This window comes from Sinorhizobium kostiense (assembly GCF_017874595.1).
Classification (GTDB): domain Bacteria; phylum Pseudomonadota; class Alphaproteobacteria; order Rhizobiales; family Rhizobiaceae; genus Sinorhizobium; species Sinorhizobium kostiense.
Map to the genome: position 1 here is coordinate 18,943 of NZ_JAGILA010000004.1, position 26,104 is coordinate 45,046.

At 62.7% G+C, this 26,104-nt stretch carries 22 protein-coding genes; 9 read left to right on the plus strand and 13 right to left on the minus strand.

Features of this window, described 5'->3' with window-relative positions:
• From ureE to ureG, 3 genes are read left to right on the plus strand one after another with little or no spacing between them, the layout of a single operon-like run.
• On the plus strand, nt 1–483 hold the full coding sequence (gene ureE / locus J2Z31_RS15435) for an urease accessory protein UreE (protein ID WP_209602462.1): 483 nt from the start codon (nt 1–3) through the stop codon (nt 481–483).
• The gene (locus tag J2Z31_RS15440; RefSeq protein WP_209602945.1) at nt 476–1,147 is read left to right on the plus strand and encodes an urease accessory protein UreF; all 672 of its coding nucleotides are present in this window, start codon (nt 476–478) and stop codon (nt 1,145–1,147) included. Before ureE ends, J2Z31_RS15440 begins: the two co-directional genes overlap by 8 nt.
• Before the next feature lie 50 nt (nt 1,148–1,197).
• Nucleotides 1,198–1,809 (plus strand): urease accessory protein UreG, encoded by a 612-nt coding sequence (ureG, locus tag J2Z31_RS15445; protein ID WP_209602463.1) that lies wholly within the window; start codon nt 1,198–1,200, stop codon nt 1,807–1,809.
• 197 nt (nt 1,810–2,006) lie between these two features.
• Here ureG and J2Z31_RS15450 read toward each other — a convergent pair whose 3' ends face one another.
• From J2Z31_RS15450 to J2Z31_RS15480, 7 genes are all read right to left on the minus strand, one after another.
• A complete protein-coding gene (locus J2Z31_RS15450; RefSeq protein ID WP_209602464.1) occupies nt 2,007–5,318 on the minus strand; it encodes an efflux RND transporter permease subunit in 3,312 nt (1,103 codons plus the stop codon).
• Between the two features lie 13 nt (nt 5,319–5,331).
• Nucleotides 5,332–6,519: an efflux RND transporter periplasmic adaptor subunit gene (locus tag J2Z31_RS15455; RefSeq protein WP_209602465.1), complete on the minus strand. Its 1,188-nt coding sequence runs from the start codon at nt 6,517–6,519 to the stop codon at nt 5,332–5,334.
• 449 nt (nt 6,520–6,968) lie between these two features.
• A complete protein-coding gene (locus J2Z31_RS15460; RefSeq protein WP_209602466.1) occupies nt 6,969–7,961 on the minus strand; it encodes an ABC transporter substrate-binding protein in 993 nt (330 codons plus the stop codon).
• 140 nt (nt 7,962–8,101) lie between these two features.
• Entirely contained in the window at nt 8,102–8,971 is an 870-nt protein-coding gene (locus tag J2Z31_RS15465; protein ID WP_209602467.1) for an ABC transporter permease, read from the minus strand.
• Entirely contained in the window at nt 8,968–9,852 is an 885-nt protein-coding gene (locus tag J2Z31_RS15470; protein WP_209602468.1) for an ABC transporter permease, read from the minus strand. Before J2Z31_RS15470 ends, J2Z31_RS15465 begins: the two co-directional genes overlap by 4 nt.
• 2 nt (nt 9,853–9,854) lie before the next feature.
• Complete coding sequence (locus tag J2Z31_RS15475) at nt 9,855–10,286, minus strand: GNAT family N-acetyltransferase (RefSeq protein ID WP_234939490.1); 432 nt, start codon at nt 10,284–10,286, stop codon at nt 9,855–9,857.
• A gap of 46 nt (nt 10,287–10,332) precedes the next feature.
• Complete coding sequence (locus tag J2Z31_RS15480) at nt 10,333–11,124, minus strand: ABC transporter ATP-binding protein (protein ID WP_209602469.1); 792 nt, start codon at nt 11,122–11,124, stop codon at nt 10,333–10,335.
• A 118-nt stretch (nt 11,125–11,242) separates the two neighbouring features.
• On the opposite strand from J2Z31_RS15480, the gene J2Z31_RS15485 reads away from it, so the two are divergent.
• On the plus strand, nt 11,243–11,677 hold the full coding sequence (locus tag J2Z31_RS15485; RefSeq protein ID WP_209602470.1) for a cupin domain-containing protein: 435 nt from the start codon (nt 11,243–11,245) through the stop codon (nt 11,675–11,677).
• A gap of 11 nt (nt 11,678–11,688) precedes the next feature.
• Here the strand turns inward: J2Z31_RS15485 and hydA are convergent, their stop codons facing one another.
• Together hydA and J2Z31_RS15495 are read right to left on the minus strand one after the other, a co-directional pair.
• Nucleotides 11,689–13,143, minus strand: coding sequence for a dihydropyrimidinase (gene hydA / locus J2Z31_RS15490; protein ID WP_209602471.1), 1,455 nt, complete (start codon nt 13,141–13,143; stop codon nt 11,689–11,691).
• A gap of 183 nt (nt 13,144–13,326) precedes the next feature.
• Nucleotides 13,327–14,577 (minus strand): Zn-dependent hydrolase, encoded by a 1,251-nt coding sequence (locus J2Z31_RS15495; RefSeq protein WP_209602472.1) that lies wholly within the window; start codon nt 14,575–14,577, stop codon nt 13,327–13,329.
• Nucleotides 14,578–14,854: 277 nt separating this feature from the next.
• Here J2Z31_RS15495 and J2Z31_RS15500 point away from each other — a divergent pair, with 277 nt between their 5' ends.
• Nucleotides 14,855–15,496, plus strand: a complete 642-nt coding sequence (locus J2Z31_RS15500) for a TetR family transcriptional regulator C-terminal domain-containing protein (RefSeq protein ID WP_209602473.1) — start codon at nt 14,855–14,857, stop codon at nt 15,494–15,496.
• Between the two features lie 164 nt (nt 15,497–15,660).
• On the opposite strand, the gene J2Z31_RS15505 is transcribed toward J2Z31_RS15500, so the two are convergent.
• Nucleotides 15,661–17,328, minus strand: coding sequence for an adenylate/guanylate cyclase domain-containing protein (locus tag J2Z31_RS15505; protein ID WP_209602474.1), 1,668 nt, complete (start codon nt 17,326–17,328; stop codon nt 15,661–15,663).
• Nucleotides 17,329–17,495: 167 nt separating this feature from the next.
• Nucleotides 17,496–18,395: a LysR substrate-binding domain-containing protein gene (locus tag J2Z31_RS15510; protein WP_209602475.1), complete on the minus strand. Its 900-nt coding sequence runs from the start codon at nt 18,393–18,395 to the stop codon at nt 17,496–17,498.
• Between the two features lie 104 nt (nt 18,396–18,499).
• Here J2Z31_RS15510 and J2Z31_RS15515 point away from each other — a divergent pair, with 104 nt between their 5' ends.
• Nucleotides 18,500–19,522: a zinc-dependent alcohol dehydrogenase family protein gene (locus J2Z31_RS15515; protein WP_209602476.1), complete on the plus strand. Its 1,023-nt coding sequence runs from the start codon at nt 18,500–18,502 to the stop codon at nt 19,520–19,522.
• 66 nt (nt 19,523–19,588) lie between these two features.
• Here J2Z31_RS15515 and preA read toward each other — a convergent pair whose 3' ends face one another.
• Both preA and J2Z31_RS15525 read right to left on the minus strand, forming a co-directional pair.
• On the minus strand, nt 19,589–20,902 hold the full coding sequence (gene preA, locus J2Z31_RS15520) for an NAD-dependent dihydropyrimidine dehydrogenase subunit PreA (RefSeq protein ID WP_209602477.1): 1,314 nt from the start codon (nt 20,900–20,902) through the stop codon (nt 19,589–19,591).
• A gap of 29 nt (nt 20,903–20,931) precedes the next feature.
• The gene (locus tag J2Z31_RS15525; protein WP_209602478.1) at nt 20,932–22,293 is read right to left on the minus strand and encodes an NAD(P)-dependent oxidoreductase; all 1,362 of its coding nucleotides are present in this window, start codon (nt 22,291–22,293) and stop codon (nt 20,932–20,934) included.
• 196 nt (nt 22,294–22,489) lie between these two features.
• On the opposite strand from J2Z31_RS15525, the gene J2Z31_RS15530 reads away from it, so the two are divergent.
• The 3 genes from J2Z31_RS15530 (at nt 22,490) to J2Z31_RS15540 (ending at nt 26,101) form a co-directional block, all read left to right on the plus strand.
• Entirely contained in the window at nt 22,490–23,443 is a 954-nt protein-coding gene (locus J2Z31_RS15530) for a sugar-binding transcriptional regulator (RefSeq protein WP_209602479.1), read from the plus strand.
• Nucleotides 23,444–23,743: 300 nt separating this feature from the next.
• Nucleotides 23,744–25,054, plus strand: a complete 1,311-nt coding sequence (locus tag J2Z31_RS15535; protein WP_209602480.1) for an ABC transporter substrate-binding protein — start codon at nt 23,744–23,746, stop codon at nt 25,052–25,054.
• Between the two features lie 174 nt (nt 25,055–25,228).
• Nucleotides 25,229–26,101: a carbohydrate ABC transporter permease gene (locus J2Z31_RS15540; RefSeq protein WP_209602481.1), complete on the plus strand. Its 873-nt coding sequence runs from the start codon at nt 25,229–25,231 to the stop codon at nt 26,099–26,101.
• Nucleotides 26,102–26,104: the final 3 nt, after the last annotated feature.

Consider the following 26,104-nt stretch of genomic DNA (forward strand, 5'->3'; position numbering starts at 1 on the left):
GTGCCCTACCGTTCGACCGAAGTGCTTTCGCCCGGATCCGCCGAGCGGGCACCGCTTTACCGCGTGACTTTGAGCCATGACCAGCGGCATTTGCGGCGCAAGCTCCTGCATCTCGAAAATGACGATGTGGTGATGCTCGACTTGAAGGAGCCGGTGATGCTCGCCGATGGCGATCTCCTGGTGCTGGAGGGCGGCGGCTATATCGAAGTGAAGGCGGCGGAGGAAGCGCTCTACGAAATTCGTCCGCGCGACAGGCTGCACCTGATCGAACTCGCCTGGCATCTCGGCAATCGGCATCTGCCGGCGGCGGTCGAGGAGGGGCGCATCCTGATTGCCCGCGATTCGGTGATCCGCGCGATGCTCGAGGGCCTGGGCGCGACGGTCAGCGAAGTGATAGAGCCTTTCCACCCGTTGCGCGGGGCCTATCATGGCACCGGCGGCCATCATCATGGGCACGGCCGCGATCACCACCACCATGGCTGAACACGCCGATACGCAGGCGCTGGTCCGGCTCGTCACCTGGCTCTCGCCCGCCTTTCCCGTCGGCTCCTTTTCCTATTCTGGGGGACTGGAGCAGGCGGTTCACGATGGGCTCGTTGCGAACGCCGGCGATCTGCGCCTGTGGCTCGACACGCTTATGCGGCGCGGGGCGCTTTGGAACGATGCGCTGCTGTTGGCCGAGAGCTATCGCAGCCACGATGATGCGCAGCGGTTAAAGGCCGCCGCGGAACTGGCGGAGGCACTCGCCGGTTCGCGCGAACGGCACATGGAGACCATGCTGCTCGGCGAGGCTTTCATTGCCGCCGCGGGCTACTGGCCCCATCCTGTGCTGCAAGTGCTGGGGGCGACCGCTGCCTATCCGGTGGCGGTCGGCGCGGTCGCGGGCGCGCATCGCACCGGCATGGTGGCGGCGCTCGCCGCATTTCTCAACGCCAGCGCGTCGAACACAATTTCGGTCGCGATTCGCTGCGGCGTTTTCGGCCAGCGGGATGGTATCGGCGTTCTCGCGGGGCTGGAGGCTGCGATTTCGGAGGTAGCGGCGCTGGCCTCGGCTGGCTCCCTCGACGATCTTGGCTCGGCCGCGATCATCGCGGATATTGCTTCCTTGAGACACGAAACCCTGCATTCGCGCCTGTTTCGCTCCTGATGCATGTCGATCATGCATGAAACCGATCGGCGCATGGAAAGGAATTGGACATGCCATCAAAAAACGGACCTCTTCGCGTCGGCATCGGTGGTCCGGTCGGTTCCGGCAAGACGGCGCTCACCGATAAACTCTGCAAGGCAATGCGCGAGAAATATTCGGTCGCCGTCGTCACCAATGACATCTATACCAAGGAGGATGCTGAGGCGCTGGTGCGGATGCAGGCACTGTCTTCGGATCGCATCGTCGGCGTCGAGACCGGAGGCTGCCCGCATACGGCAATCCGCGAGGACGCATCGATCAACCTGCAGGCCATTGCGGAGCTCAACCGGCGCATTCCAGGCCTCGACGTGGTTTTCATCGAATCCGGCGGCGACAATCTGGCGGCGACCTTTTCGCCAGATCTGGCTGACTTGACGATTTATGTGATTTCTGTCTGCCAGGGCGAAGAAATCCCGCGCAAAGGCGGTCCGGGAATTACCAAATCCGACCTGCTCGTCATCAACAAGAAGGACCTCGCTCCTCATGTCGGCGCCGATCTTGAGGTGATGGAGCGCGATGCGGCGCGGATGCGGGCTGAAAAGCCCTTCGTCTTCTCAAACATGAAACACGGGGACGGCATCGACCGGATAGTCGAGTTTCTGACGGTGCATGGCGGCCTCTGAGCCGGCTGCAAGCCACGGCTGGCTTCAGAACTCCTTGACCCCGTCTGTCGCGAGTTTCCATCACGCGGCCCTGGAGGCGCCGAGGCAGCAGCAAGCTGATGTCGTGTCGTGTGTTCAGACGCGCAAAGGCCGCTGCAGCACCTTTATATCGCTGCATCAGTGTCCGCGCCCAATAGGGGGCGCGGTTCGCGGGACGTTCATTCGGCGGCAAGAGCCGGATGGGTGATGACCTTGCGGTCGGACTTGCCGCGCCGTTCGGCCTCCAGCGCCTTGATGCGCTCCTCGAGGCTCTCGATCGTGCTACCCTGTTCGGCGGCGAGCCTGCTGAGCGCTTCGGGGTCGAGCGGCAGGTCCTCCTTGTCCTTCTTGCCGACGAAACGGCCGAAGACCCAGGCAAGCAGTCGCGACAGGTCGTCCATGATCAGGAAGAAGGAGGGGACGACGACGAGGCTCAAGACCGTGGAAACGATGATGCCGCCGATCACGGCGATCGCCATCGGTGCGCGGAAGGAGCCGCCTTCGCCGACGCCGAGCGCCGAAGGCAGCATGCCCGCGGACATGGCGATCGACGTCATGACGATCGGGCGGGCACGCTTGCGGCCGGCCTCGACCATCGCCAGGGTCCGGTCCATGCCGTGATGCATCATCTCGATACCGAAATCGACGAGGAGGATTGCGTTCTTGGTGACGATGCCCATCAGCATCAAGATGCCGATGAGAACGGGCATGGACAGTGAATTCTGCGTCAGGATCAAGGCCGCAGCCACCCCACCGATTGCCAGCGGAAGCGAGAACAGGATGGTGAAAGGTTGGATCACGTCCTTGAACAGCAGGATGAGCACGACCAGCACCATCATCAGGCCAAGCAGCATGGCATTGCCGAAGCTCTGCTGCATCTCCGCCTGGACCTCGGCATCGCCGCTTTCGAGGAACTCTACCGTCGCCGGCAGCTTCGCTTCGCCGGCGATCTCCTTGAAGCGGGCCGATGCAGTGTCGAGTGCGACGCCGACCGGTAGATCGGCACCAAGTTTGACCACGCGGTTGCGGTCGTAGCGCTTGATGGAACTCGGCCCCTCCGAATAGTTGATGTCGGCGACGCTCGAGAGCGGAACCGTGGCGCCGGATGCCGTCTGGACTTTCAGATTGCGGATGGCGGCCAAGTCGGTGCGGAAATCGCGATCGAGCTGGACCCGGATCGGAATCAGACGCCCGTCGAGCGCGATCTTCGTAAGTTGCGCATCGATGTCGCCGATGGTGGCGACGCGGATGACCTCCGAAATCTGCGCGGTCGTGATGCCAAGACGCGACATCTGTTCGTCGCGCGGGCGGATCTGCAATTCCGGTCGGGGCAGCGCCCCGTCGGGGCTGACATTTGCGAGAAGCGGATCTCTGCGCAGCTTGGCTTCCAGGATGGCGACGGCCTTGTCCAGATCCGCCTCGTTATTGGAAAGCAGGTTGAACGATAGGTCGCGCTCGCCGCGGTCGTTGAGCTTGGTGACGCGAACGTCCGGAATTTCCTGGAGCCGCGCGTAGATTTCCGTTTCGATCTCCGACTGCGGTTTCGTGCGGCCCGCTGGCGCCAACTTGGGTAAATACTGCCCAATCAGTGGTGTTCGGCCGATCACGTCGTTGACCACCTTGTTGAGGAGCGAGTGGTCGAGTTTTTGCAGGAGTACGGTCACCGCGGCGCGCCGCAGCTCGAGATCGCCCTTCGGCGAAGCGCCGCCCAGCACGAAGATGTTTTCGACACCTTCAATATCCTTGATCCGGTTGTAGATCTCGGTCGTCGTGCGCTCGGTATCTGCGAGCATCGCATCCGGCGGCAGCTCGATCGAAAGGCTGACGCGCGAGTTGTCTTCCGGCGGCAGGAAACTGCCGGGCACGAAAACTATGAGTGCGAGCACGGAGCCCACCGTGAGGACAATCGCGGCAAGCAGCGTTGAATAGCGCGTGTACCAGCGCCTCGTCGTGAATTGCACGAGGCGCGTATATTGGCGCATCATGAAGCCTTCGTCGCCATGGTAACCGTCCGCATCGGTCGGCTTCATCAGATAGGCCGCCATCACCGGCGTGATCAGGCGCGCGACCAGAAGCGAGAAGAAGACGGCAACGGCGACGGTCAGGCCGAACTGGATGAAGTACTGGCCCGGAATTCCCGGCATGAAGGAGACGGGCACGAAGACGGCGATGATCGTGAAGGTCGTGGCGATGACGGCGAGGCCGATCTCGTCAGCAGCCTCGATAGCAGCCTTGTAGGGCGACTTGCCCATGTGGATGTGCCGCTCGATGTTCTCGATCTCGACGATCGCGTCGTCGACGAGGATGCCGGTCGCCAGCGTCATGGCGAGGAAGCTCACGAGGTTCAGCGAAAAGCCGAGGAGCTCCATCACCCAGAAGGTGGGGATAGCGGAGAGTGGCAGGGCGACGGCAGCAATCAGCGTGGCGCGCCAATTGCGCAGGAACAGCATCACGACAATGACGGCGAGGAGCGCGCCTTCCATCAGCGTGTGGATCGCCGCCTCGTAATTGCCATAGGTGAAGTAAACCGAGTCGTCGACCATCTCGATGGTGACGTCCGGGTGCTTCGCGCGGATATCGTCGAGCGTCTGGGCCACCGTTTCGGCCACCGTCACTTCGCTCGCTCCCTTGGCGCGGAAGACGGCAAAGGTCACGCCGGGGTGGCCGTTGAACCGCGCGAAGGATTTGGGCTCCTCATAGGTGTCGGTCACGGTGCCGAGCTCCGACAGGCGCACGAAGCGGCCATTCGGTAGCGAGATCATCGTGTTGGAGAGGCTTGCCACGTCGCGCGTGTCGCCCAAGGTGCGGATCGCCTGTTCGCTGCCGCCGACCTGACCGCGGCCGGAGCCGAGATCGAGATTCATGCGGCGGAGCTGGCCATTCACGTCGGCGGCCGTGATGCCAAAGGAATTCAGCCGATCCTCGTCGAGCTCGACGCGGATCTCGCGGTCGGAGCCGCCATAGCGGTCCACGCGGCCGATGCCGCTCTTGCCCTGGATCGCGCGCTTGATCGTGTCGTCGACGAACCAGGAGAGTTCTTCAAGCGTCATCCCAGGCGAGGAGACCGAGAATGTCTGGATTGCCTGCCCTTCGACATCGATCTTGGCGACGATTGGCTCGTCGATTGTCGTCGGCAGGTCGCCGCGAATGCGGTCGATCGCATCCTTGACGTCTTGAACCGCTTGAGTTGTCGGCACCTCCATGCGGAATATGACGGCGGTGGTGGAACTACCGTCAGTGATCGTCGACTCGATATGGTCGACGCCGGAGATACCGGCGACCGCGTCCTCGATCTCCTTGGTGACCTGGGTCTCGAGTTCGGCAGGTGCCGCCCCGCTCTGCGTGACGGCGATCGAAACGATCGGCACGTCGATGTTCGGGAAACGGGTGATCGGCAGCGAGTTGAAAGACTGCCAGCCGAGCACGACAAGCACGAAAAACGCCAGGATCGGCGCGACCGGATTGCGGATGGACCAGGCGGAGAAGTTCATGGTCTCTTTCCCGTCAATTGGTGATCGGCTTGTCCGGCTTGACCGGATTGATGCGGTCGCCGTCGCGCACATAGGCGCCGGCCTTTGCGACGACCTGTTCGCCCGGCACCAGCCCCGAGATGATTTCGACGAACTGCCCGTCCTGAATACCGGTCGTCACCGGTTTGAGGTGAACGATGCCTTCCTCGACCTTGCGGACGATCGACTTGCCGTCTTCCGCTGTAACAGCGGTTTGCGGCAGAACCACTGTCTGCCTCTGCTCTACGGTGATAGTCGCGCTCGCATACATGCCCGCGCGGGCTTCCGCCGTGTCGGCGAGGGTGATGTGCACGGTGCCAAGGCGGGTCTGCGGATCGACGGTCGGTGCTATCAACCGGACCTTGCCTTCTATGATTGTGCTACTGCCGGCGAGCTTGACCGTTGCGGGTTGCCCGACTGCAAGCTTGATGACGTCGGCCTCGGTCACCTCGGCCTTCATCTCGATCGCCCCGTCGCGAATAATGGCGAAAAGCGGCTGGCCGCTGCCGTTCGCGATCGCGCCGATCTTGGCGTTCTTGGCGGAAACGATACCGCTGACGGGTGCCTTGACGGCGGTGCGGGCGAGGCGCAGGTCGATATCTTCGATCTGAGCCTCTATCACCTTCATGTCCGCAGATGCTACGCCGATAGATTGCTCGGCTGAACGGAGGCGGGCGCGCGCGGCGGCCGAGAGCGCCTTCAGCCGGTCAGCCTCGGCGGTGGAGACAGTCCCATTTGTCGAAAGCTGGGCGGCGCGGTCGGCGACGCGCGTCGCCTCTTCGGCGTTCGCCTTGGCCTCGGCGAGCTGCGCCTGCGATTGCGCGACGGCAGCGTCCGCCTTGGCAAGATTGGCCTTGAGCTGGCTCTTCTGGAGCAGGAGCGCGTCGTCGTTGAGGATGACCAGCGTGCTTCCTTGCTCGACCCGATCGCCGACATCGGCATTCAACGAGCGGATCGAAAGCCCGTCCACCAGCGGTGAAACATAAGTCTCCTCGACCGGCTCGATCGACCCGGTAGCAAGAACGCGATCGCTAATGGTGCGTTCCACCGCGTCGGTGACGATGATCGACGGCAAGAGCTGATCCTGCTGTGGCTTGGCGGCGTCCTCGGCGGAGGCGATCGATAAAGCGCCGAGCGTCATCGCTGCACAGGCCGCAAAAAGGGATAGGAGTCTCTGAGCCATCGGCCGTCGTCCCGAATATAGAAACTAAATCAATACGTCGCCACCCAAGGAAGCGACTGCAATCACGCTATTCCCGTACACAGCGCGGCCGGTCGTGAAGCCGGGACTGCGACGCGCACTCAATCCTCTCCCGACCGATCGGTTTCAAGCCGAAGGGCGTGCTTGCATGTCTTGTTCCCGTCTGCTTCAGGACGAAGTCATGCAGCTGGGATAAATTCCCACGAAAAGCAAGATCAAGGGAAAACCAGTCCCCTTTTCTGCCTCTCCTTCAATTAAACGTTCCGCGCCTATGTAATCTTCGCGGCAAGTGCTTACAAGGGCGAAAAAGTGATGGTGCCTCAATATTTCCGCGCATGTGCCCGGGGTTGGATGCAACTTGTAGGACAGGTTGAATATCGCAAAGAAAGCGCGCGCGGCCGGTGCCGCGCGCGCTTTGCTGAGTGTCAAACCTATTTCAGCGCTTCATCGGTGATCTCATGTGTCCAGGCGCCTTCCGGCTCCTTGGAAATCACCGGATCGGAACCGCCGGAGAGCAGCGATTCCACCGTCCGCTTGTAGTCGGCCTCGTCGAGGGCGCCGTTGGAGCCGGCCGTGAGCTTGGCGATTTCTCCCATCATCCGCTTCTGGTGTTTCTCCGTCTGGGCGCCGGTGGCGTCGTTCTCGAGTACGATCTCCGCCGCCTCGTCGGGGTTCTCCTCGGCATATTTCCAACCCTTCATCGAAGCGCGGACGAATTTCACCATCTTTTCCTTGAAGGCCGGGTCCTTGAGCTTGTCCTCGAGAACGTAGAGCCCGTCCTCGAGCGTTGCGACGCCCTGGTCTTCATATTTGAAAGTGACGAGATCCTCCGGCTTAATGCCGGCATCGATGACCTGCCAGTATTCGTTGTAGGTCATCGTCGAGATGCAGGCCGCCTGCTTCTGGATCAGCGGGTCGACATTGAAACCCTGCTTGAGCACGGTCACGCCATTCGGTCCGCCGTCCGTCGGGATCTTCAGCTGCGACATCCACGACAGGAACGGATATTCATTGCCGAAGAACCAGACGCCGAGCGTCTTGCCCTTGAAGTCCTCCGGGGTCTTCACGCCCGATTCCTTGAGACAGGTGAGCATCATGCCGGAGTGCTTGAAGGGCTGGGCGATGTTGACGAGCGGAACGCCCTTCTCACGCGTGGCGAGAGCGGAGGGCATCCAGTCGACGATGACATCGGCGCCACCGCCGGCGATGACCTGCGGCGGTGCGATATCGGGACCGCCCGGCTTGATCTCGACATCCAGGCCTTCTTCGTCGTAGAAGCCCTTGTCCTTGGCGACGTAGTAGCCGGCAAACTGGGCCTGCGTCACCCATTTCAGCTGCAGCGTGACCTTGTCGGCCGCATTGGCATGGAAGGCGGCGAGCGAAAAGGCACCCGCTGCCAGCAGAGATGCAAGTTTCTTGTTCATTTCAGTTCCCTCTTGTCATTGCGCCAATATCAGAGCGGGATGAGGAAAGTGTGCGCAGTTTTCCGCCCGCATCCCGTTCTAAACCTTTAGAAACGATCACGTTTATGATTTTGGGTCGAATCGACCAAAATCATCGTGATCTAGGCCCGGCCACTGCGGATGGACGGATGCCAGAAGGTGACGGCGCGCTCGATGAGCGCGACCACCCCGTAAAAGACGGAGCCAGCCACCGCCGCGACGGCGATCTCGGCCCAGACCATGTCGACGTTCATGCGGCCCACTTCCGTGGAGATCCGGAAGCCCATGCCGACAATGGGCGTTCCGAAGAACTCGGCCACGATGGCGCCGATCAGCGCCAGAGTGGAGTTGATCTTGAGTGCATTGAAGATGAATGGCCAGGCGGCGGGCAGGCGCAGCTTGACGAGTGTCTGCCACCAGCTTGCGGCATAGGTGCGCATCAGGTCGCGCTCCATATGGCTCGCGGCCGCCAGGCCGGAGACCGTGTTCACGAGCATCGGGAAAAAGGTCATGATCACCACGACCGCGACCTTCGACTGCCAGTCGAAACCGAACCACATGACCATGATCGGCGCGACGCCGATGACGGGAAGGGCGGAAACGAAATTGCCGAGCGGCAGCAAGCCCTTCTGCAGGAAGGGCGAGCGGTCGATCAGGATCGCCACGAGGAAACCGAGGCCGCAGCCGAGCGCATAGCCCGTCAGCACGGATTTCAAGAAAGTCTGCCGGAAATCGGCTGCGAGCGTCGGCACTGAATTGAGGAGCCTCTGCCAGATCATCGACGGCGCCGGCAGCAGCACCGAGGGAATGCCGAAGCCGCGGACGATGCCCTCCCAGAGGACGAGGATGGTGATGCCGAAGAGGAGCGGCACGGCGAAACGGGCGGCGCTGGCGGCGGTTCGGCTCTGAAAGCGTTGACGGACCAGCCATTCGTTGAAGGCCCAGGCGAGCAGCCAGAAGAGGAGGGCACCGGCAATAGCGGGATAGTTCATGGCCTGGCTCCCATGCGCTTCAACACGGCTGAATGCGCCAGGCCGACGATCATGACGAGGACGGCTGCGAGCGCTGCCGCCATGAACAATGCCGCCCAGATTTGTACCGTCTGCCCGTAATAGGAACCCGCGAGCAGGCGGGCCCCGAGTCCGGCCACCGCGCCGGTCGGCAGTTCGCCGACGATGGCGCCGACGAGAGAGATTGCGACTGCGACTTTGAGCGATGTGAAAAGATAAGGCATCGAGGAGGGCCAGCGCAGCTTCCAGAAGGTCTGGGCCGGTGAGGCGTTGTAGGTATGCATGAGGTCGAGCTGGATCGTTTCCGGGCTGCGCAATCCCTTGACCATGCCGACGACCACCGGGAAGAACGAAAGATAGGTGGAAATCAGCGCCTTAGGCAGAAGACCTGCGATGCCGATGGCGTTGAGCACGACGATGATCATCGGCGCGATCGCCAGGATCGGGATCGTCTGGCTGGCGATCACCCACGGCATCAGCGAGCGGTCCATGGCGCGGTTGTGGACGATGCCTACGGCGAGAAGAATTCCGAGTGCGGCGCCGATCCCGAAGCCGAACAGGGTTGCCGAGAGCGTGATCCAGGCGTGATAGACGAGGCTGCGCTTGGAGGTGATCGCCTTGTTGGCGGTCGTGTCCCAGATCTCGGCGATCACCTGGTGCGGCGCCGGCAGCACCGGGCGCTCCTGGGCCATCGTATTCTTGAGAAGGTCGGAGAACGCGATCTCAGTGCCGGCACGGGCGGCCGTGTCGCGCTCGAAGGGGGCGTTCAGGAAGACGGTGGCGACGTACCAAATGGCGATCAGGAGGATAACGACGGTGGAGATGGGGAGGAGTTTGTCCTTGAGGAAGCTATCTTGGCGCATAGTCACGCCTCCCGTCCGCTAAACGACACGGCACGCCAAGAGTAGAGGATATCCGGCAAGCCCTCCTCGTTATCGCCATTCGTTCTGCGTAGGGGAAAGAAGCCCTCGCGTCTGTAGAAACGCTGTGCACCGGTATTGTGTTCGAAAGTCCATAGCCTTAGCTCGGTTTTCGCCCGTTCTTTTGCTTCACGGAGCAGCGCAGTTCCGATTCCGACGCCTCGGTATCGCTCGTCCAGATATAGCGCCGACACAAAGCCGTTCTCAGCGAGAGCGAGAAAGCCTGCAATTTCGCCCTGACAGTCAGCGACGATGACCTCCCCGTTCGCAAAGAGCACCTCTCGGTAATATCGCTGCACATCGGCGGGCGCGTGAACCCTTGGCATCCAGGCTGTAGCGTCCACCCAGCGATTGAAGATGTCGGCACACACATCCATGTCCGCCAAAGCCGCATCGCGACAACGGACCTGAGCGGCGCAAGGACTATTCATCATAGCTGTGTCCCGCCCTCAGCCCCTCGCGCACACGGTGGGCGATTTCCAGGAATTCCGGCGTCTCGCGAATGCCGAGCGGGCGCTCCTTCGGGAGCGTCGATTCGATGACGTCGGTCACGCGGCCGGGCCGGGGACTCATGACGACGATCCTGGTTGAAAGATAGACGGCTTCCGGAATCGAGTGCGTGACGAAACAGATGGTCTTGTCGGTGCGCGCCCATAGCTTCAGAAGCTGCTCGTTCAGGTGGTCGCGGACGATCTCGTCGAGGGCGCCGAAAGGCTCGTCCATCAGGAGCAGATCGGCATCGAAGGCCAAGGCGCGCGCGATCGACGCCCGCTGCTGCATGCCGCCGGAAAGCTGCCAGGGATATTTCTTGCCGAAGCCGGAGAGATTGACGAGCTCCAGCGTGCGCTCGATCCGCGCCCGCTGTTCGTCCCTGGAGTAGCCCATGATCTCGAGCGGCAGGGCGATGTTCTTCTCGATCGTCCGCCATGGATAGAGCGCGGCCGTCTGGAAGACGTAGCCATAGGCGCGATGGCGACGGGCTTCCTCCGGCGTCATGCCGTTGACGGTGATCGAGCCGGCGGTCGGCTTCTCAAGGTCGGCGATGACGCGCAGGAAGGTCGTCTTGCCGCAGCCGGAAGGACCGATGAAGGAGACGAAGTCGCCCTTGGCGACGTCGAGGTTCACGCCGGTAAGGGCGTTCACCGGTCCGTCGCTCGTCTCAAAGGTCAGGCCGAGGTTCCGGGCCGAGACGACGGAGGCGGGATTGGATGTCATGGGATTCTCATTGTCTTTTGTCTGTGCCAGACTGCTATTTGGGCCGGCAACATGCAATCGCGGATTCGCTGCAGATGGCCCATGCGGCGAGTTTTTCAGCGAATTCTGGAGAAGGTTCATGTCTCGATCATCCAATCCTGGCTGTCGCGTGGTTCGCCCCGGCAGTGCCTATGCCGGCAAACAGGGGCTCAACTACTTCGAAGGCATCGCCGCCGAGACCGTCGGCTCGACCGGCATCTGCATGCATCTCTTGACCATGCCGCCGGGGGCCCGCGCCAAAGCGCATCTCCACGAGAGCCACGAGACGGCTATCTATGTGCTTTCCGGCGAGGCGCATACCTGGTTCGGGGACCGGCTTGAGGAGCATGTGGTCGTAAAGCCCGGCGAGATGTTCTACATCCCCGCCGGCGTGCCGCATCTGCCGGCAAACCTTTCCGACGCGCCCTGCACGGCGGTAATCGCCCGGACCGATCCGAAGGAGCAGGAAAGCGTCGTCCTGCTCCCGGAACTGGACGGGCTGGTGACAGCCGATCCTTCGGCCCAGCGCGGATGAAAGTTTCGGCATCAGACGCCGCTTGCCGGAATGCCGGTGCGCTGCACGGCGCGCGGGGCCGTCACTTCCTTCCAGGTCGAAAGCGCGGTGCTGACCGCCGGGAAGGGATCGCGCCGCACGAATTCGCCCTGGCCTTCTTGAGTCTTCACCGTTGATTCCTCGATCGCAACGGCGCCGCGCGTCAGCGTGAAACGCGGCAGGCCGGTAACCGTCTTGCCCTCGAAGACGTTGTAGTCGATCGCCGACTGCTGGGCCTTGGCGGAAATCGTCTTCGATCGCTTCGGATCCCAGACGACGAGGTCGGCGTCGGCGCCGACGAGGATAGCGCCCTTCTTCGGATAGATGTTGAGAATCTTGGCGATATTGGTGGAGGTCACCGCCACGAACTCGTTCATGGTAATGCGGCCGGTATTGACGCCATAGGTCCACAGCATCGGCATCCGGTCCTCAAGACCGCCGGTGCCGTTCGGGATCTTGGTGAAATCGCCGACGCCGAAGCGCTTCTGCGCGGTCGTAAAGGCGCAATGGTCGGTCGCGACCACCTGTAGCGAGCCGGAGGCAAGTCCTGCCCAGAGGCTGTCCTGATGCGCCTTGTTGCGGAAGGGCGGCGACATCACCCGACGGGCGGCGTGGTCCCAGTCCTTATTGAAATATTCAGTCTCGTCGAGCGTCAGGTGCTGGATCAGCGGTTCGCCGAAGACGCGCATGCCCTTGGCGCGGGCGCGGCGGATCGCCTCGTGCGCCTGCTCGCACGAGGTATGGACTATGTAGACGGGACAGCCGGCCATGTCGGCGATCATGATCGCGCGGTTGGTGGCCTCGCCCTCGACCTCGGCCGGCCGCGAATAGGCATGCGCCTCGGGGCCGTTATTGCCTTCGGCGAGCAGCTTTGCCTGGAGCTGCGCCACGACGTCGCCGTTTTCGGCGTGAACGAGGGGCAGGGCGCCGAGCCCAGCGCAGCGCTGGAACGAGGAAAACATCTCGTCGTCGTCCACCATCAGCGCGCCCTTATAGGCCATGAAGTGCTTGAAGGTGTTGATGCCCTTGTCCTTGACGATGGTTTCCATCTCATTGAACACCTGCTCGCCCCACCAGGTGATCGCCATGTGGAAGGAGTAGTCGCAATTGGCCCGGGTCGACTTGTTGTCCCACATGGTCAGCGCTTCCAAGAGCGACTGGCCGGGTGAGGGCAGCGCGAAATCGACGACCATCGTCGTGCCGCCGGCCAGCGCCGCGCGCGTGCCGCTCTCGAAATCGTCGGAGGAATAGGTGCCCATGAAAGGCATTTCGAGATGGGTGTGCGGGTCAATGCCGCCCGGCATCACATAGCAGCCGGTCGCGTCCAGCGTCTCGGTGCCGGAGAGATTGGGGCCGATCTCGACGATCTTGCCGCCTTCCACCTTGATATCGGCCTTGTAGGTCAGGTCCGCGGTGACGATGGTTCCACCCTTGATGACGGTGCTCATTGTTCTTCCCTCGCGATAGTGCATTCAGTGGCGGACAACCGCCTACTGCATGTTTCCTCAAATCCTTGCCGATTTGAGTATAAAAGCATGCAGCAATTCAAAGCCTACAGCGACCTTTGCGCGGCGGATAAGACGCGCGGCGCTGTAGGAAAAGGGCGGGACTTTCGTCCCGCCCGTTAATTCTCATTCGACCACTTCTGCCGTCTCGAGCACCGCATGGAAGAGGACATCGGCGCCGGCCGTGGCCCATTCCTTGGAAATGTCCTCGGCCTCGTTGTGGCTGAGCCCCCCGACGCAGGGACACATGATCATCGTCGTCGGCGCGACTTTCGCCGCCCAGCAGGCGTCGTGCCCCGCGCCGGAGATGAGGTTCATGTGGCTGTAGCCGAGTTTTTCGGCGGCGCCGCGAACGGTGGCGACCAGCTTCGGATCGAAGGTGACGGGATCGAAATGGCCGACCGCCTCGATCGAACAGCCGACGCCGAGCGGCTCGCAGATCTTCGGGGCTTCGGCCTCGATGCGCGCCCGCATGCCGTCGAGCTTGGCCTGGTCGGGCGAGCGGATGTCGACGGTGAAGACCACCTTGCCCGGCAGCACGTTGCGCGAATTCGGCGAAAAGAACATCTGGCCGACGCCCCCGACGGCGCCGGGCTGGTTTTCCATGGCGACTTTCTGCACCATTTCCAGGATGCGGGCCATGGCGAGCCCGGCATTGACGCGCATGTTCATCGGCGTCGAGCCGGTATGCGCCTCCCTGCCGGTCAACGTGAACTCCAACCACCAAAGGCCCTGACAGTGGGTGACGACGCCGATCTGTCTGTTCTCGGCCTCGAGGATCGGCCCCTGTTCGATATGATATTCGAAATAGGCGTGCATCTTGCGGGCACCGACTTCCTCGTCGCCGACCCAGCCGATACGTTTCAGTTCGTCTCCGAAGCTCTTTCCATCCGGATCCTTGCGGGCATAGGCATAGTCGAGCGTATGGACGCCGGCAAAGACGCCGGAAGCGAGCATGGCCGGCGCGAAGCGCGCGCCTTCCTCATTGGTCCAGTTGGTGACGACGATCGGGTGCTTGGTCTTGATGCCGAGGTCATTCATCGTGCGCACGACCTCAAGGCCGCTCAAGACGCCGAGCACCCCGTCGAACTTGCCGCCGGTCGGCTGCGTGTCGAGATGGGAGCCGATATGCACGGGCAGGGCATCGGGGTCCGTTCCGGGGCGGGTCATGAACATGGTGCCCATCTTGTCGACGCCCATGGTGAGCCCCGCCTTCTCGCACCAGGACTGGAAAAGCCGGCGGCCTTCGCCGTCGGCATCCGTCAAGGTCTGGCGATTGTTGCCGCCGGCAATGCCGGGGCCGATCTTCGCCATTTCCATCAACGAATCCCACAGGCGGTCGGCATTGACGCGCCTATTCTCGCCAGGTGCTGCCATGGCGTTCTCCTCTATTTCGGCTGGGCCCTCCCCCGGGGATAGCCCTCATGTTCCCGTTGGCCAAATCGGAGCTTTGTTCTATTGCCCTTCGAACAGCCGTTGCCTTTGGTGGCAATCTGGCTGATAATTTGACCGGTTGGTAAACATTACAACTTCCGCAGCGGCACTCAAGCGGGAAAAAGAAAAAATCAAAGGCGCTGCTCAAAAATTTGGCGCAGCCGAAAATTGGGCAGATCGGTTTCGTTTCCATCGGTTGCCGGCATAGTCAGGGGGAGAGATGGTACTTCCAAGAGCGGCCAAGACCCAGAGACGCACGCGCATCCAGGAGGAAAAGGAGGAGCGCATCCTGGAAGCCGCGCTCGAGGTCTTCTCGGCTCATGGATTTCGTGGCTCGACCATCGACCAGATCGCCGAAGTGGCAGGCATGTCGAAGCCGAACCTGCTCTATTACTTCCGCACGAAGGAGGCGATGCACCGCGCGCTGATCGACCGCGTACTCGACACGTGGCTCGATCCCCTGCGCGAACTCGACTCCGAGGGCAACCCGGTCGCCGAGATCCGCAGCTATATCCGGCGAAAGCTCGAACTGGCGCGGGATTTCCCGCGTGAAAGCCGACTCTTCGCCAATGAGATCCTTCAGGGCGCCCCGCATATCGAGGACGAGCTGAAAGGTCCCCTGAAACAATTGGTCGACGAGAAGGCCGAGGTGATCCGCGCCTGGGCAAAGGCCGGAAAGATCGCCAAGTGCGACCCCTACCACCTCATCTTCGCGATCTGGTCGACGACTCAGCATTATGCCGACTTTGACGTGCAGGTGCGCGCCGTTCTCGGCCAGGAGCACGCGGGCGAGGGTCGCTTCGACGATGCGGCGAGATTCCTCGAGCGGCTGTTCGTCGACGGGCTGCAGGTGCGGGAGTAGATACGACGGAGTTTCTGTTTGGCCCTCATCCCGCTGCCGCGACCTTCTCGCCGTTTTTCGAATGGGAGGAGGGGACTCACGGTGCACTCCCAGTCCCCTCGCCCCGCCTTGCGGGGAGAGGATTGGTCCTGGGGTTACCCTAGGAGAGGGGCCAACGAGCGGGCTCAATCTTGCGCTGGGAGCACCTTTGAAATCTCCGCGGCATTCTCCACCATCCAGGTTTCGAGCGTCGCCTGGCGACCGCGCAGGCTGATGTCGAGCCTGCGATTGCCCTCTAGGCTAATGCCGGCTCGATCGGCGAGTTCGACAGAGACGGCAAGTTCGCAGTCGTGTTCCTTCGCAAGACCTTCCAGCCGGCTCGCCGTGTTGATGGTGTCGCCCACAGCCGTTAGCGCGGTCGCCCGGCCGTAGCCCATCTCGCCGACGATGGCGGGGCCGGCATGCAAGCCTATTGCAAGCCTCAGCGGTTGTTCAAGCTCGGCCGCGAATGTCTGATTGAGCGCCCGGATACCCGCCGCGAGCCGCGCTGCTGCGGTCAGCGATTGCAGGCATGCTTCCTCGAACGTTGACTTCAGCCCGAAGATCGCCAGCGCCCCGTCGCCGATGAACTTGTCGATGACGCCGCCGGAGCCTTCCACCGCCTCTCCGACCATCTCGAAATAGCGATTGAGCAGGAAAACCGTGTCGAAGGGTAGCCGGTGCTCGGTGATACGGGTGAAATCGCGCAGGTCGCAGAAGAGCACGGCGACGCGCCGCTCGCGCCCGCCGCCGTTGTGGCGGGCAAGCTGCGTCTTCGTGCCGAGACTGTCGCTGTCGAGGATCGGCACCACAGTGACATTATGCACGGGGCGGAATTGGCAGGCGAGCCGCACATTGTTCGGCGCGCCGATGCGGGTCAGCGTCGCAAGCTCCGCCGCCCCCGGCCCCGGCTGACCCTCGAGGCCCTGGATGACGCGTACCCGGCAGGTAGAGCAGCGGCCGCGGCCGCCGCAGACGGAGGCGTGGGGAATTCCAGCGGCGCGGCTTGCCTCGAGCACGCTGAATCCGAGGCTGACCGCCGCGACGCGTCCGTCGGGATAGCGTACGCGGATGCGTCCGCGCGACGGCAGCGCGCGCAGAGCCAGTGTTCCGCCGACAAGGCCGGCGAAGCCGGCATAGAGGGCCAGTCGGACATTCGCCGCAATGGGGCCGATCCGCGCGCGGCCGACGGTTGCCAGGTCGCCATAGGCGCCATGTTCCGCATAGACGGGCGGAAGCGAGCGGGCGCCGCTGACGAAGCCGAAGAGTGCGAAGATCGGGACGAGAATGGCGATCGTGTAGAGCAGGATCTCGTAGCGCGGAAACCAGCTTCGGCCTCGCATCCAGAACCAGGCGCCGAGGCAGGCATGTCCCCAGACCAGGAGCAGCGCAATGCTCTGCCGCGAGGCATTGTAGGCATGCGACCAAAGCCCGCGCAGGACCATTGGATAATCGGCGCCGATTCCGGTCAGGATCGGCTCCACCCGGGTCATGACGACATGGGGTATGAGGAGAAAGGGCAGGCTGAGGCCGAAGACGATCTTCAGGGCCTCGCCGACGGGCATCCGCAGCGTTTGGCGGCGATAGAGGCTGTCGAGCGCCATCAGGAAGTGCAGGAGAAGGGCGCCGTAGAGGAAGACCGTTCCGGGCGCGCTCTGCCAGAGCAGGCCGAGCGTGCGCCGGCCCGCTTCCATCGCACCGACGGAAATGAGACCGAGCGAATGGTTGAAGAAGTGGCACAGGACGAAGGAGCCGAGCACGGCGCCGGAGATCAGGTGCGCTTTCTTACGGATGTCGGCGGAAAGGATCGTCAAGCAATCTGCCCGGATATGCGGAGCCTGTGGCGGCGTGTGATGTCGCTCCTTATTGACCAGATTGCCGCTAGCGACAACTTACGTTTCCTACACAAACTGTTTCGTTTTTGTGATCGGCTCCCGATCGCCGTGACCGCCGCCTTTTGACGCGCGTTGAAGCTTGCAGCCTATTCCATGACCCGTGGCAGTGCCGTGGCGAGTTGATCGATGGCGACGCGCAGCTTCGGCAGCGGGCGCCGGGCTCCTGGCCAAACGGCATGAACCTTGAAGATGAGCCCGGGTCGATCGGTCAGGACGCGCACGAGATCGCCGCGCTGCACCCGATCGCGCACTAGCCAGCAGGGCAGCCACGCCAGGCCGATTCCCTCGACGGCAGCGTCGGCGATCGCCGCCAGATCGTCGAGCCGCAGCCGGGTCTTGGGCAATACGGTCTCCAAAGCACGACCTTCGGACGGGAAGGACCATGGCCGCTGCTGCCCACCGCGGTAGTAGACGATCGCCTCATGGTCGGCGAGATCCGCCACGGCCTCTGGGATCCCGCGCGCCGAGAGGTAGGCTGGAGAGGCGCAGACAGTCATGCGTTGCTCCGCGATGACGCGTGTCATCAGACCGGCATCGTTCCCCAACGAACCAATGCGGATAGCAAGATCGACACCGTCGTCGAAGAGATCGGTGACGCGATCGTTGAAGGAGAGATCGAGTTCGAGCTGCGGGTGATTGCGCAGGAGGTCGCGAAAGAGTGGCGCAACGCATTGGCGTCCAAAGAGGACCGGCATGGAGACGCGCAACCGGCCACGGATGTCCTGGCGGCCGGACTCGAGGAGCGCTTCGGCCGCCCGGATCTCGCCTAGCGCCTTCTGGCAGCTCTCGTAAAAGAGCTGACCCTCTTCCGTGAGGCTCTGTGCGCGTGTCGTCCGATGGAACAGGCGCACACCGAGCCGCTGCTCGAGTCGGGCAACCGTCTTGCCGACTGCCGAGCGAGAAAGGTTGAGCCGTGCCGCTGCGGCGGAGAAGCCGCCGGTCTCCGCCGCCTCGACGAAGACCGAAATGCCGTTCAGGTGTTCCATGAAATTGTATCCAAGAAAGAGACAATAATGGGAACTCTTATCGCAACTGACGATGCATGTTCAACAGTATGGTCATGCAATCGCAATCGACGAAAGGAGCGAACATGTCGAAGTGGATTCAGCAATGGACTATGGATGCGATCGGCCCGCGGAACCTAATACTTACCGAACGGCCTCTGCCCGAGATCGGCCCACATGACGTGCTCGTACGCACGACGGCAGTTTCGCTCAACTACCGCGACAAGCTGGTGCTCGAAAGCGGCATGGGGCTGGACCTCACATTCCCCTTCGTTCCGGCGTCGGACTTGAGCGGAATTGTCGAAGCCGCTGGGGAAGCGGTGACGCGCTTCAGGCCGGGCGACCGCGTGATCTCGACCTTCGCGCCGGGATGGTTCGACGGTTTGCGGCCGGGCAGCGGCCGGACCCCCGCTTACGCAACGCTTGGCGGCGTGCATCCGGGCGTGATGTCGGAATATGTCGCCTTTCCGGAGGACTGGTTCGTCGCCGCGCCTACGAGCCTCGATGCTGCAGAGGCAAGCACGCTGCCTTGCGCCGGCCTCACGGCCTGGTTCGCGCTGATCGAGAAGGGGCAGTTGAGACCGGGCGACCGCGTTGTCGTGCAGGGAACGGGCGGTGTGGCGCTCTTCGGGCTGCAGATTGCCAAAGCCGCGGGCGCCGAGGTCATTGTGACGTCGGGCAGTCCTGAAAAGCTCGAGCGGGCGCTGGGGCTCGGCGCCGACCACGGCGTCAATCGCCTCCGCGAGGACTGGGTCGAGCGGGTACTCGCGCTCACCGGCGATCATGGTGCCGATCATATCCTGGAGATCGCCGGCGGTGCCGGCCTCGGCCAGTCGCTGAAGGCGGTGGCGCCGGATGGTCGCATCTCGGTGATCGGCGTGTTCGAAGGCTTCGAGGTTTCCGGCCCGGTCGCTCCGCTGCTTCTTAAATCGCCTGTGCTGCAAGGCATCAGCGTCGGGCATCGCCGGGCGCTCGAAGATCTGGTCAGCGCGGTTGACCGCATCGGTCTGAAGCCGATCATCGACAAGCGCTACAGGTTCGCCGAACTCCGGGAAGCCCTCGCGCATCTCGATCGCGGTCCCTTCGGCAAGATCGTGATCGAGTTTTAAACACCTGACGAACATGGGAGGGCCGTCGGTGATTGCCGGCGGCCCTCCCACTCCCGTAACTGCACCTTACTCGGCGGCCTCGCGGGCCATCGGGTTGTTCGGGTGGGTCGTCCAGTTGGCGTAGTTGGGATCGACCGGCTTGCCGGTGCGCTTGTCGAGCGTGCCGGCGGCCAGCGGCACCATGGTGATGCAGTTCTCGACCGGACAGACGTTGACGCAGAGATTGCAGCCGACGCATTCCTCTTCGATCACCTCGAAATGGCGCACGCCATTGACGAACTGTGTGATCGCCTGGTGCGAGGTGTCCTCGCAAGCGATGTGACAGCGGCCGCACTTGATGCAGGCGTCCTGGTCGATCTGGGCCTTGGTCACGTAATTGAGGTTGAGATACTGCCAGTCGGTGACGTTCGGCACGGCCCGGCCGCGGATGTCGTCGAGCGTCCGGTGACCCTTGGCGTCCATCCAGTCGGAAAGACCTGTGATCATTTCCTGGACGATCTTGAAGCCGTAGGTCATCGCTGCGGTGCAGACCTGGACGTTGCCGGCGCCGAGCGCGATGAATTCCGCGGCATCCCGCCAGGTGGTGATGCCGCCAATGCCGGAGATCGGCAGGCCATAGGTCTCCGGATCACGGGCGATCTCGGCGACCATGTTGAGGGCGATCGGTTTGACCGCAGGGCCGCAATAGCCGCCGTGGCTGCCGCGGCCATCAATCGAGGGCTCCGGCGAGAAGGTGTCGAGATCGACCGCGGTGATGGAGTTGATGGTGTTGATCAGCGACACCGCGTCGGTGCCGCCGGCCTTGGCGGCGCGGGCCGGCTTGCGGATATCGGTGATGTTCGGCGTCAGCTTGGTGATCACCGGCATGCGCGTGTATTGCTTGCACCAGCGAACGACCATCTCGATATATTCCGGCACCTGCCCGACCGCGGAACCCATGCCGCGCTCGGACATGCCGTGCGGACAGCCGAAGTTGAGTTCGATGCCGTCGGCGCCGGTTTCCTCGACGAGCGGCAGGATCGCCTTCCAGGCGTCCTCGACGCAGGGCACCATGATCGAGGCGATCAGTGCCCGATCCGGCCAGTTCATCTTCACCTGCTTCATCTCGCGCAGGTTCACGTAGAGGTCGCGGTCGGTGATGAGCTCGATATTGTTGAAGCCCAGCAGGCGCCGGTCGGCGCCCCAGATCGCGCCGTAGCGCGGTCCGTTGACGTTGACGACCGGTGGTCCTTCCTCACCCAGCGTCTTCCAGACGACGCCACCCCAGCCCGCCTTGAAGGCGCGTTCGACGTTATAGGCCTTGTCCGTCGGCGGTGCCGAGGCGAGCCAGAACGGGTTCGGCGATTTGACACCGACAAAATTGTTGCGAAGATCAGCCATTGTTCTCGTCCTCTCGATCCGTCCTGCCTTCAAGCAACGGCGCTCGCCAGCGGTGCTTCCGCGGCGAAGGCCCGGTTGATCGATTCGGCGGCGTCACGTCCCATGGCGACGGCGGAGACGGTCAGGTCCTCGCCGCCGAGCACGCAGTCGCCGCCCGCCCAGACCCCGGCGAGCGAGGTGCGGCCCTCCGCGTCGACGACGATGCGTCCGCCTTCCATCTGCAGCGTCCCGAGGCCGAAGGATTCAAAGGTCTGGCCGATCGCCTTGAAAATCTGGTCGGCGGCGATGATACCCGTTTCCCCGGTCGGCGTCAGCTTACCGTCGGCGAGGGTGGTGTATTCGAGTTCAATGCCGGCGACCTTGCCGTCCTTGACGGCGATGCGCTTCGGCTGCAGCCAGTGGCGGATGGCAACGCCCTTGGAGGCGGCGAGGTCCTGTTCGAATTCGGAGGCGTTCATGTGCTCCTTGCCGCGGCGGTAGCAGATCGTCACCTCCTCGGCGCCGAGGAGCTTCGCCTGGACGGCGGCGTCGATGGCGGTCATGCCGCCACCGAGCACCACCACCCGGCGGCCGACGGGAATATCGACCCTCGTCTTCGACTGGCGAAGCGCGGCGATGAAGTCGACCGCATCGTCAACGCCCTCGGCATTCTCGCCTTCGATCCTCAGCGCATTGACTCCGGCAAGACCGAGGCCGAGGAAGACGGCATCAAATTGCTCTGCCAGGTCGGCGAGCGAGAAGTCGCGGCCGAGCGCCTGGCCGTGACGGACCTCGATGCCGCCGATCGAAAGGACGTAGTCGACCTCCTTCTGAGCGAAGTCGTCGACCGATTTATAGGCGGCTATGCCATATTCGTTGAGGCCGCCGGATTTTTCGCGCGCGTCATAGATCACCACCTCGTGTCCCTTGACGGCGAGCCGATGGGCGCAGGCAAGGCCTGCAGGTCCCGCGCCGACGATCGCGATCCTGCGGCCGGAGGATGCGGCCCGCGCATAGAACTGCTTGTTCTCCCTCATCGCGGTGTCGGTGGCATAGCGCTGCAGCCGCCCGATCTCGACCGGCCGCTCCTCGGCCGTATTGCGCACGCAGGCCTGTTCGCAGAGCGTTTCGGTGGGACAGACGCGAGCGCACATGCCGCCTAATATGTTCTGGTCGAAGATGGTCTTGGCGGAACCGATCGGGTTGCCTGTCGCGATCTGCCGGATGAACAGCGGGATGTCGATGGAGGTGGGACAGGCCGTCATACAAGGTGCGTCGTGACAGAAATAACAGCGGTCCGCGGCAACGAGCGCTTCGTGTTTGTCGAGGGGCGGATGAAGGTCGGAGAAGTTCTTTTCATACTCGGCGAGCGGCAGGCGCCCGGCGAGAATCCCAGATTGCGTCGTTCCCATTTTTGGCTCCCAATGTTTTCTCAGGATAGGGAACGGTAACACGCTTTATTTTTTTATCAAACGGTAAAATTTTGGGCGCGCTTTCCGCAAACGCTGGGTATTTCGGTCTTTTTTCCCGAAGTGCACGCCGATATCAAGCCGGTTTGACGGGGATGGCAAAAAATGGCAGCAAATCAAAGGGGAAGGAGGGCCATCGATGGCGCGCAAGCCGGAGACCAACAACAGGCTGGACGATGCTGCCCGTGCCGGCTGGCTCTATTACGTTGCCGGCCGCACGCAGGACGAGATCGCGTCGATCATGGGCATTTCGCGCCAGTCGGCGCAGCGGCTCGTATCGCTTGCCATGGCCGAGCGCCTGATCAAGGTGCGGCTCGACCATCCGATCGCCGCCTGCCTCGAGGCGGCCGCGCGGCTGAAGGAGAGATATGAGCTGAAATATGCCGATGTGGTGCCGAGCGACCCTGGGTCTGCCTCGACGACGGTCGGCATTGCCGAAGCGGGAGCTGCGGAAATCGAGCGCTGGCTGAAATCTCCCGATCCGGTCGTGCTTGCTATCGGCACGGGCAGGACGTTGAAGGCGACCATCGACCAATTGCCGGCCATGGATTGCCCGCAGCATCGCATCGTGTCGCTCACCGGCAACATCCGGCTCGATGGATCGGCGGCCTATTACAACGTGATCTTCAGCATGGCCGACGTGATCAACGCGCGCCATTTCCCGATGCCGCTGCCGGTCCTCGTCTCGTCGCCGGAAGAGCGCGAAGTGCTGCACAAGCAAACCCTGGTGAAGATCGCGCTGGAACTCGGCGCGCAGGCCGACGCCGTTTTCGTCGGCGTCGGCGAACTCGGCGCCGACGCGCCGCTCTGCGAGGACGGCTTTCTCGGCAGGGAGGAAATGGCGGGCTTGATGGCGGCGGGAGCGGCCGGCGAGATCTGCGGCTGGATGTTCGACCACGACGGCGCCTTGCTGGCGGGCAGCATCAACGAGCGTGTCGCCTCCATTCCATTGCCGCGGCGCGACCGCGCCTCCGTGATCGGTATCGCCAAGGGAAGACGCAAGTACGAGGCGTTGCGGGCTGCCTTGAAAGGCGGGATCATCAACGGTCTCATCACCGACGAAACCACGGCCGAATATCTGCTCAAGTTTTGAAAACGGTCGTAACGGAAGCCTGCTGCATGTCTGCTTGAACCGGCTCGACTCGGGGGCAGGGCATCGTGTGTTTCTGCGCTACAGCGACTTTTAACGCGTCTGACGGCACGCGCGGTGCTGCAGCGGTCGCGGCGGCTGCTCCTCCTCCCAGTAAATTTCACGAGCGATAACGTAGACAAAGCAGTGCGTTAGCATTTGATGCTGCGCTGCAGCATCAAATGCGCATTGACTTTATTCGTGAACGGGTGAGTAATTGCTCACGAGCAAGGCAAATGCTCAACACCTTCTGGGAGGAAGTCGATGAATTTGAGAACTTTCCTGCTGGGCACGTGCTCGGCAGTCGCTCTGGCGGGCCTGGCCCAAGCAGAGACCCTGACCATTGCGACCGTCAACAATGGCGACATGATCCGGATGCAGAAGCTGACGGATGACTTCACGTCGAAGAATCCGGACATTCAGCTTGAGTGGGTGACGCTCGAGGAAAACGTCCTGCGCCAGCGCGTGACGACGGACATCGCTACGAAAGGTGGCCAGTACGACATCATGACGATCGGCACCTATGAAGTGCCGATCTGGGCGAAGCAGGGCTGGCTCCTGCCGCTCGACAATCTCGGCCCCGACTACGACGTCGACGATCTCTTACCGGCGATCCGCAGCGGCCTGACCGTAGACGGCAAGCTCTACGCAGCTCCCTTCTACGGCGAGAGCTCGATGGTCATGTATCGCAAGGACCTGTTCGAGAAGGCCGGGCTCACCATGCCCGAGGCGCCGACCTGGGACTTCATCGCCGAGGCCGCCCGCAAGATCACCGACAAGGACAACGAGATCTACGGCATCTGCCTGCGCGGCAAGGCCGGCTGGGGCGAGAACATGGCCTTTCTGACGGCGACTGCGAACTCCTTCGGAGCGCGCTGGTTCGACGAGAACTGGCAGCCGCAGTTCGATCAGCCGGAGTGGAAGAAAACGCTCGATTTCTACGTCAAGCTGATGAACGATGCCGGCCCGCCCGGCGCCTCGTCGAACGGCTTCAACGAAAACCTGTCGCTCTTCCAGACCGGAAAATGCGGCATGTGGATCGACGCGACCGTGGCGGCTTCCTTCGTCACCAATCCGAAGGAATCGACGGTAGCCGACAAGGTCGGTTTTGCGCTGGCCCCGGACACCGGGCTCGGCAAGCGCGGCAACTGGCTCTGGGCCTGGAGCCTCGCCATTCCGGCGGGTTCACAAAAGGCGGACGCGGCCCAGAAGTTCATCGCCTGGGCGACCGGCAAGGACTATCTGAAGCTCGTGGCGGAGCAGGAAGGCTGGGCCAACGTTCCTCCCGGTACCCGCACCTCATTGTACGAGAATCCGGAGTACCAGAAGGCGGCCCCCTTCGCAAAGGCGACGCTCGAGTCGATCAACTCGGCGGATCCGAAGAATCCGGCCGTCAAGCCCGTGCCCTATGTCGGCGTGCAATTCGTGGCAATCCCGGAGTTCCAGGGTCTCGGAACGGCTGTCGGCCAGCAGTTCTCGGCGGCACTTGCCGGTCAGATGAGCGTCGACCAGGCGCTTGCCAGCGCCCAGCAACTGACGACGCGCGAGATGACCCGGGCTGGCTACATCAAGTGAGCTCCCAAGGTCGGGGTGTCGGCTGGAAACGGCCGGCGCCTCGGCAACCTCCAGAGCGGGACGGGAGAAGGGTGAACTCCCCGGTCCGCGTCCCGCTCTGACCTTTTCCAAACTCACCGGTGGCGCATGCGGCATTTCCCGAGCCCGCATGCTTGACACCACATGGGGGACGCCATGGCGACCTTGCATACTCGCTCCGCCGCGCGGCTGATGATCGCCCCGTCGGTGCTCCTTCTTCTGGCCTGGATGATCGTTCCGCTGGCGATGACGATCTATTTCTCGCTGTTGCGCTATAACCTGCTGATGCCGGGAATGGAGGAGTTCGCGGGGCTTTCCAACTACACCTACTTCCTGACCGACCCTGCATTCTTCCAGGCGATCTTCAACACGCTCGCGATCGTGCTCGGGGTCCTGTTCATCACCGTCGTCGGCGGCATCGGATTGGCGCTGCTCCTCGACCAGCCGATGTTCGGGCAGGGAATCGTGCGCATCCTGGTGATCGCGCCCTTCCTGATCATGCCGACGGTCGCGGCGCTCGTCTGGAAGAACATGTTCATGAATCCCGTGAACGGGATCTTTGCCTGGCTTGCGAAGCTCTTCGGGCTACAGCCCTTCGATTTCCTGGCCAATGCGCCGCTCTTTTCGATCATCATCATCGTCGCCTGGCAATGGCTGCCTTTTGCGACGCTCATTCTGCTGACGGCGCTGCAGTCGCTGGACGAAGAGCAGAAGGAGGCGGCGCAGATGGATGGCGCCGGCGCCTCGAGCCGCTTCATCTATCTGATCCTGCCGCACCTTTCACGCGCGATCACCGTCGTGATCCTGATCCAGACGATCTTCCTGCTTTCGGTCTTTGCGGAGATCCTCGTGACCACCAATGGCGGTCCGGGCACGCAGAGCACGAATCTCACCTTCCTGGTCTACGCACAGGCGCTGCTGCAGTTCGATGTCGGTGGTGCCTCCGCCGGCGGCATCATCGCCGTCATCCTCGCCAATATCGTCGCCTTCTTCCTGATGCGCATGATCGGCAAGACGCTGGAGGCTTGACAC

What these genes read in the sequence shown, in the direction of transcription:
- J2Z31_RS15440 (WP_209602945.1), top strand. Translation starts at nt 476, where the DNA reads ATGGCTGAACACGCCGATACGCAGGCGCTGGTCCGGCTCGTCACCTGG.
- ureG (WP_209602463.1), top strand. Translation starts at nt 1,198, where the DNA reads ATGCCATCAAAAAACGGACCTCTTCGCGTCGGCATCGGTGGTCCGGTC.
- J2Z31_RS15450 (WP_209602464.1), bottom strand. Translation starts at nt 5,318, where the DNA reads ATGAACTTCTCCGCCTGGTCCATCCGCAATCCGGTCGCGCCGATCCTG.
- J2Z31_RS15455 (WP_209602465.1), bottom strand. Translation starts at nt 6,519, where the DNA reads ATGGCTCAGAGACTCCTATCCCTTTTTGCGGCCTGTGCAGCGATGACG.
- J2Z31_RS15460 (WP_209602466.1), bottom strand. Translation starts at nt 7,961, where the DNA reads ATGAACAAGAAACTTGCATCTCTGCTGGCAGCGGGTGCCTTTTCGCTC.
- J2Z31_RS15465 (WP_209602467.1), bottom strand. Translation starts at nt 8,971, where the DNA reads ATGAACTATCCCGCTATTGCCGGTGCCCTCCTCTTCTGGCTGCTCGCC.
- J2Z31_RS15470 (WP_209602468.1), bottom strand. Translation starts at nt 9,852, where the DNA reads ATGCGCCAAGATAGCTTCCTCAAGGACAAACTCCTCCCCATCTCCACC.
- J2Z31_RS15475 (WP_234939490.1), bottom strand. Translation starts at nt 10,286, where the DNA reads ATGGATGTGTGTGCCGACATCTTCAATCGCTGGGTGGACGCTACAGCC.
- J2Z31_RS15480 (WP_209602469.1), bottom strand. Translation starts at nt 11,124, where the DNA reads ATGACATCCAATCCCGCCTCCGTCGTCTCGGCCCGGAACCTCGGCCTG.
- J2Z31_RS15485 (WP_209602470.1), top strand. Translation starts at nt 11,243, where the DNA reads ATGTCTCGATCATCCAATCCTGGCTGTCGCGTGGTTCGCCCCGGCAGT.
- hydA (WP_209602471.1), bottom strand. Translation starts at nt 13,143, where the DNA reads ATGAGCACCGTCATCAAGGGTGGAACCATCGTCACCGCGGACCTGACC.
- J2Z31_RS15495 (WP_209602472.1), bottom strand. Translation starts at nt 14,577, where the DNA reads ATGGCAGCACCTGGCGAGAATAGGCGCGTCAATGCCGACCGCCTGTGG.
- J2Z31_RS15500 (WP_209602473.1), top strand. Translation starts at nt 14,855, where the DNA reads ATGGTACTTCCAAGAGCGGCCAAGACCCAGAGACGCACGCGCATCCAG.
- J2Z31_RS15510 (WP_209602475.1), bottom strand. Translation starts at nt 18,395, where the DNA reads ATGGAACACCTGAACGGCATTTCGGTCTTCGTCGAGGCGGCGGAGACC.
- J2Z31_RS15515 (WP_209602476.1), top strand. Translation starts at nt 18,500, where the DNA reads ATGTCGAAGTGGATTCAGCAATGGACTATGGATGCGATCGGCCCGCGG.
- preA (WP_209602477.1), bottom strand. Translation starts at nt 20,902, where the DNA reads ATGGCTGATCTTCGCAACAATTTTGTCGGTGTCAAATCGCCGAACCCG.
- J2Z31_RS15525 (WP_209602478.1), bottom strand. Translation starts at nt 22,293, where the DNA reads ATGGGAACGACGCAATCTGGGATTCTCGCCGGGCGCCTGCCGCTCGCC.
- J2Z31_RS15530 (WP_209602479.1), top strand. Translation starts at nt 22,490, where the DNA reads ATGGCGCGCAAGCCGGAGACCAACAACAGGCTGGACGATGCTGCCCGT.
- J2Z31_RS15535 (WP_209602480.1), top strand. Translation starts at nt 23,744, where the DNA reads ATGAATTTGAGAACTTTCCTGCTGGGCACGTGCTCGGCAGTCGCTCTG.
- J2Z31_RS15540 (WP_209602481.1), top strand. Translation starts at nt 25,229, where the DNA reads ATGGCGACCTTGCATACTCGCTCCGCCGCGCGGCTGATGATCGCCCCG.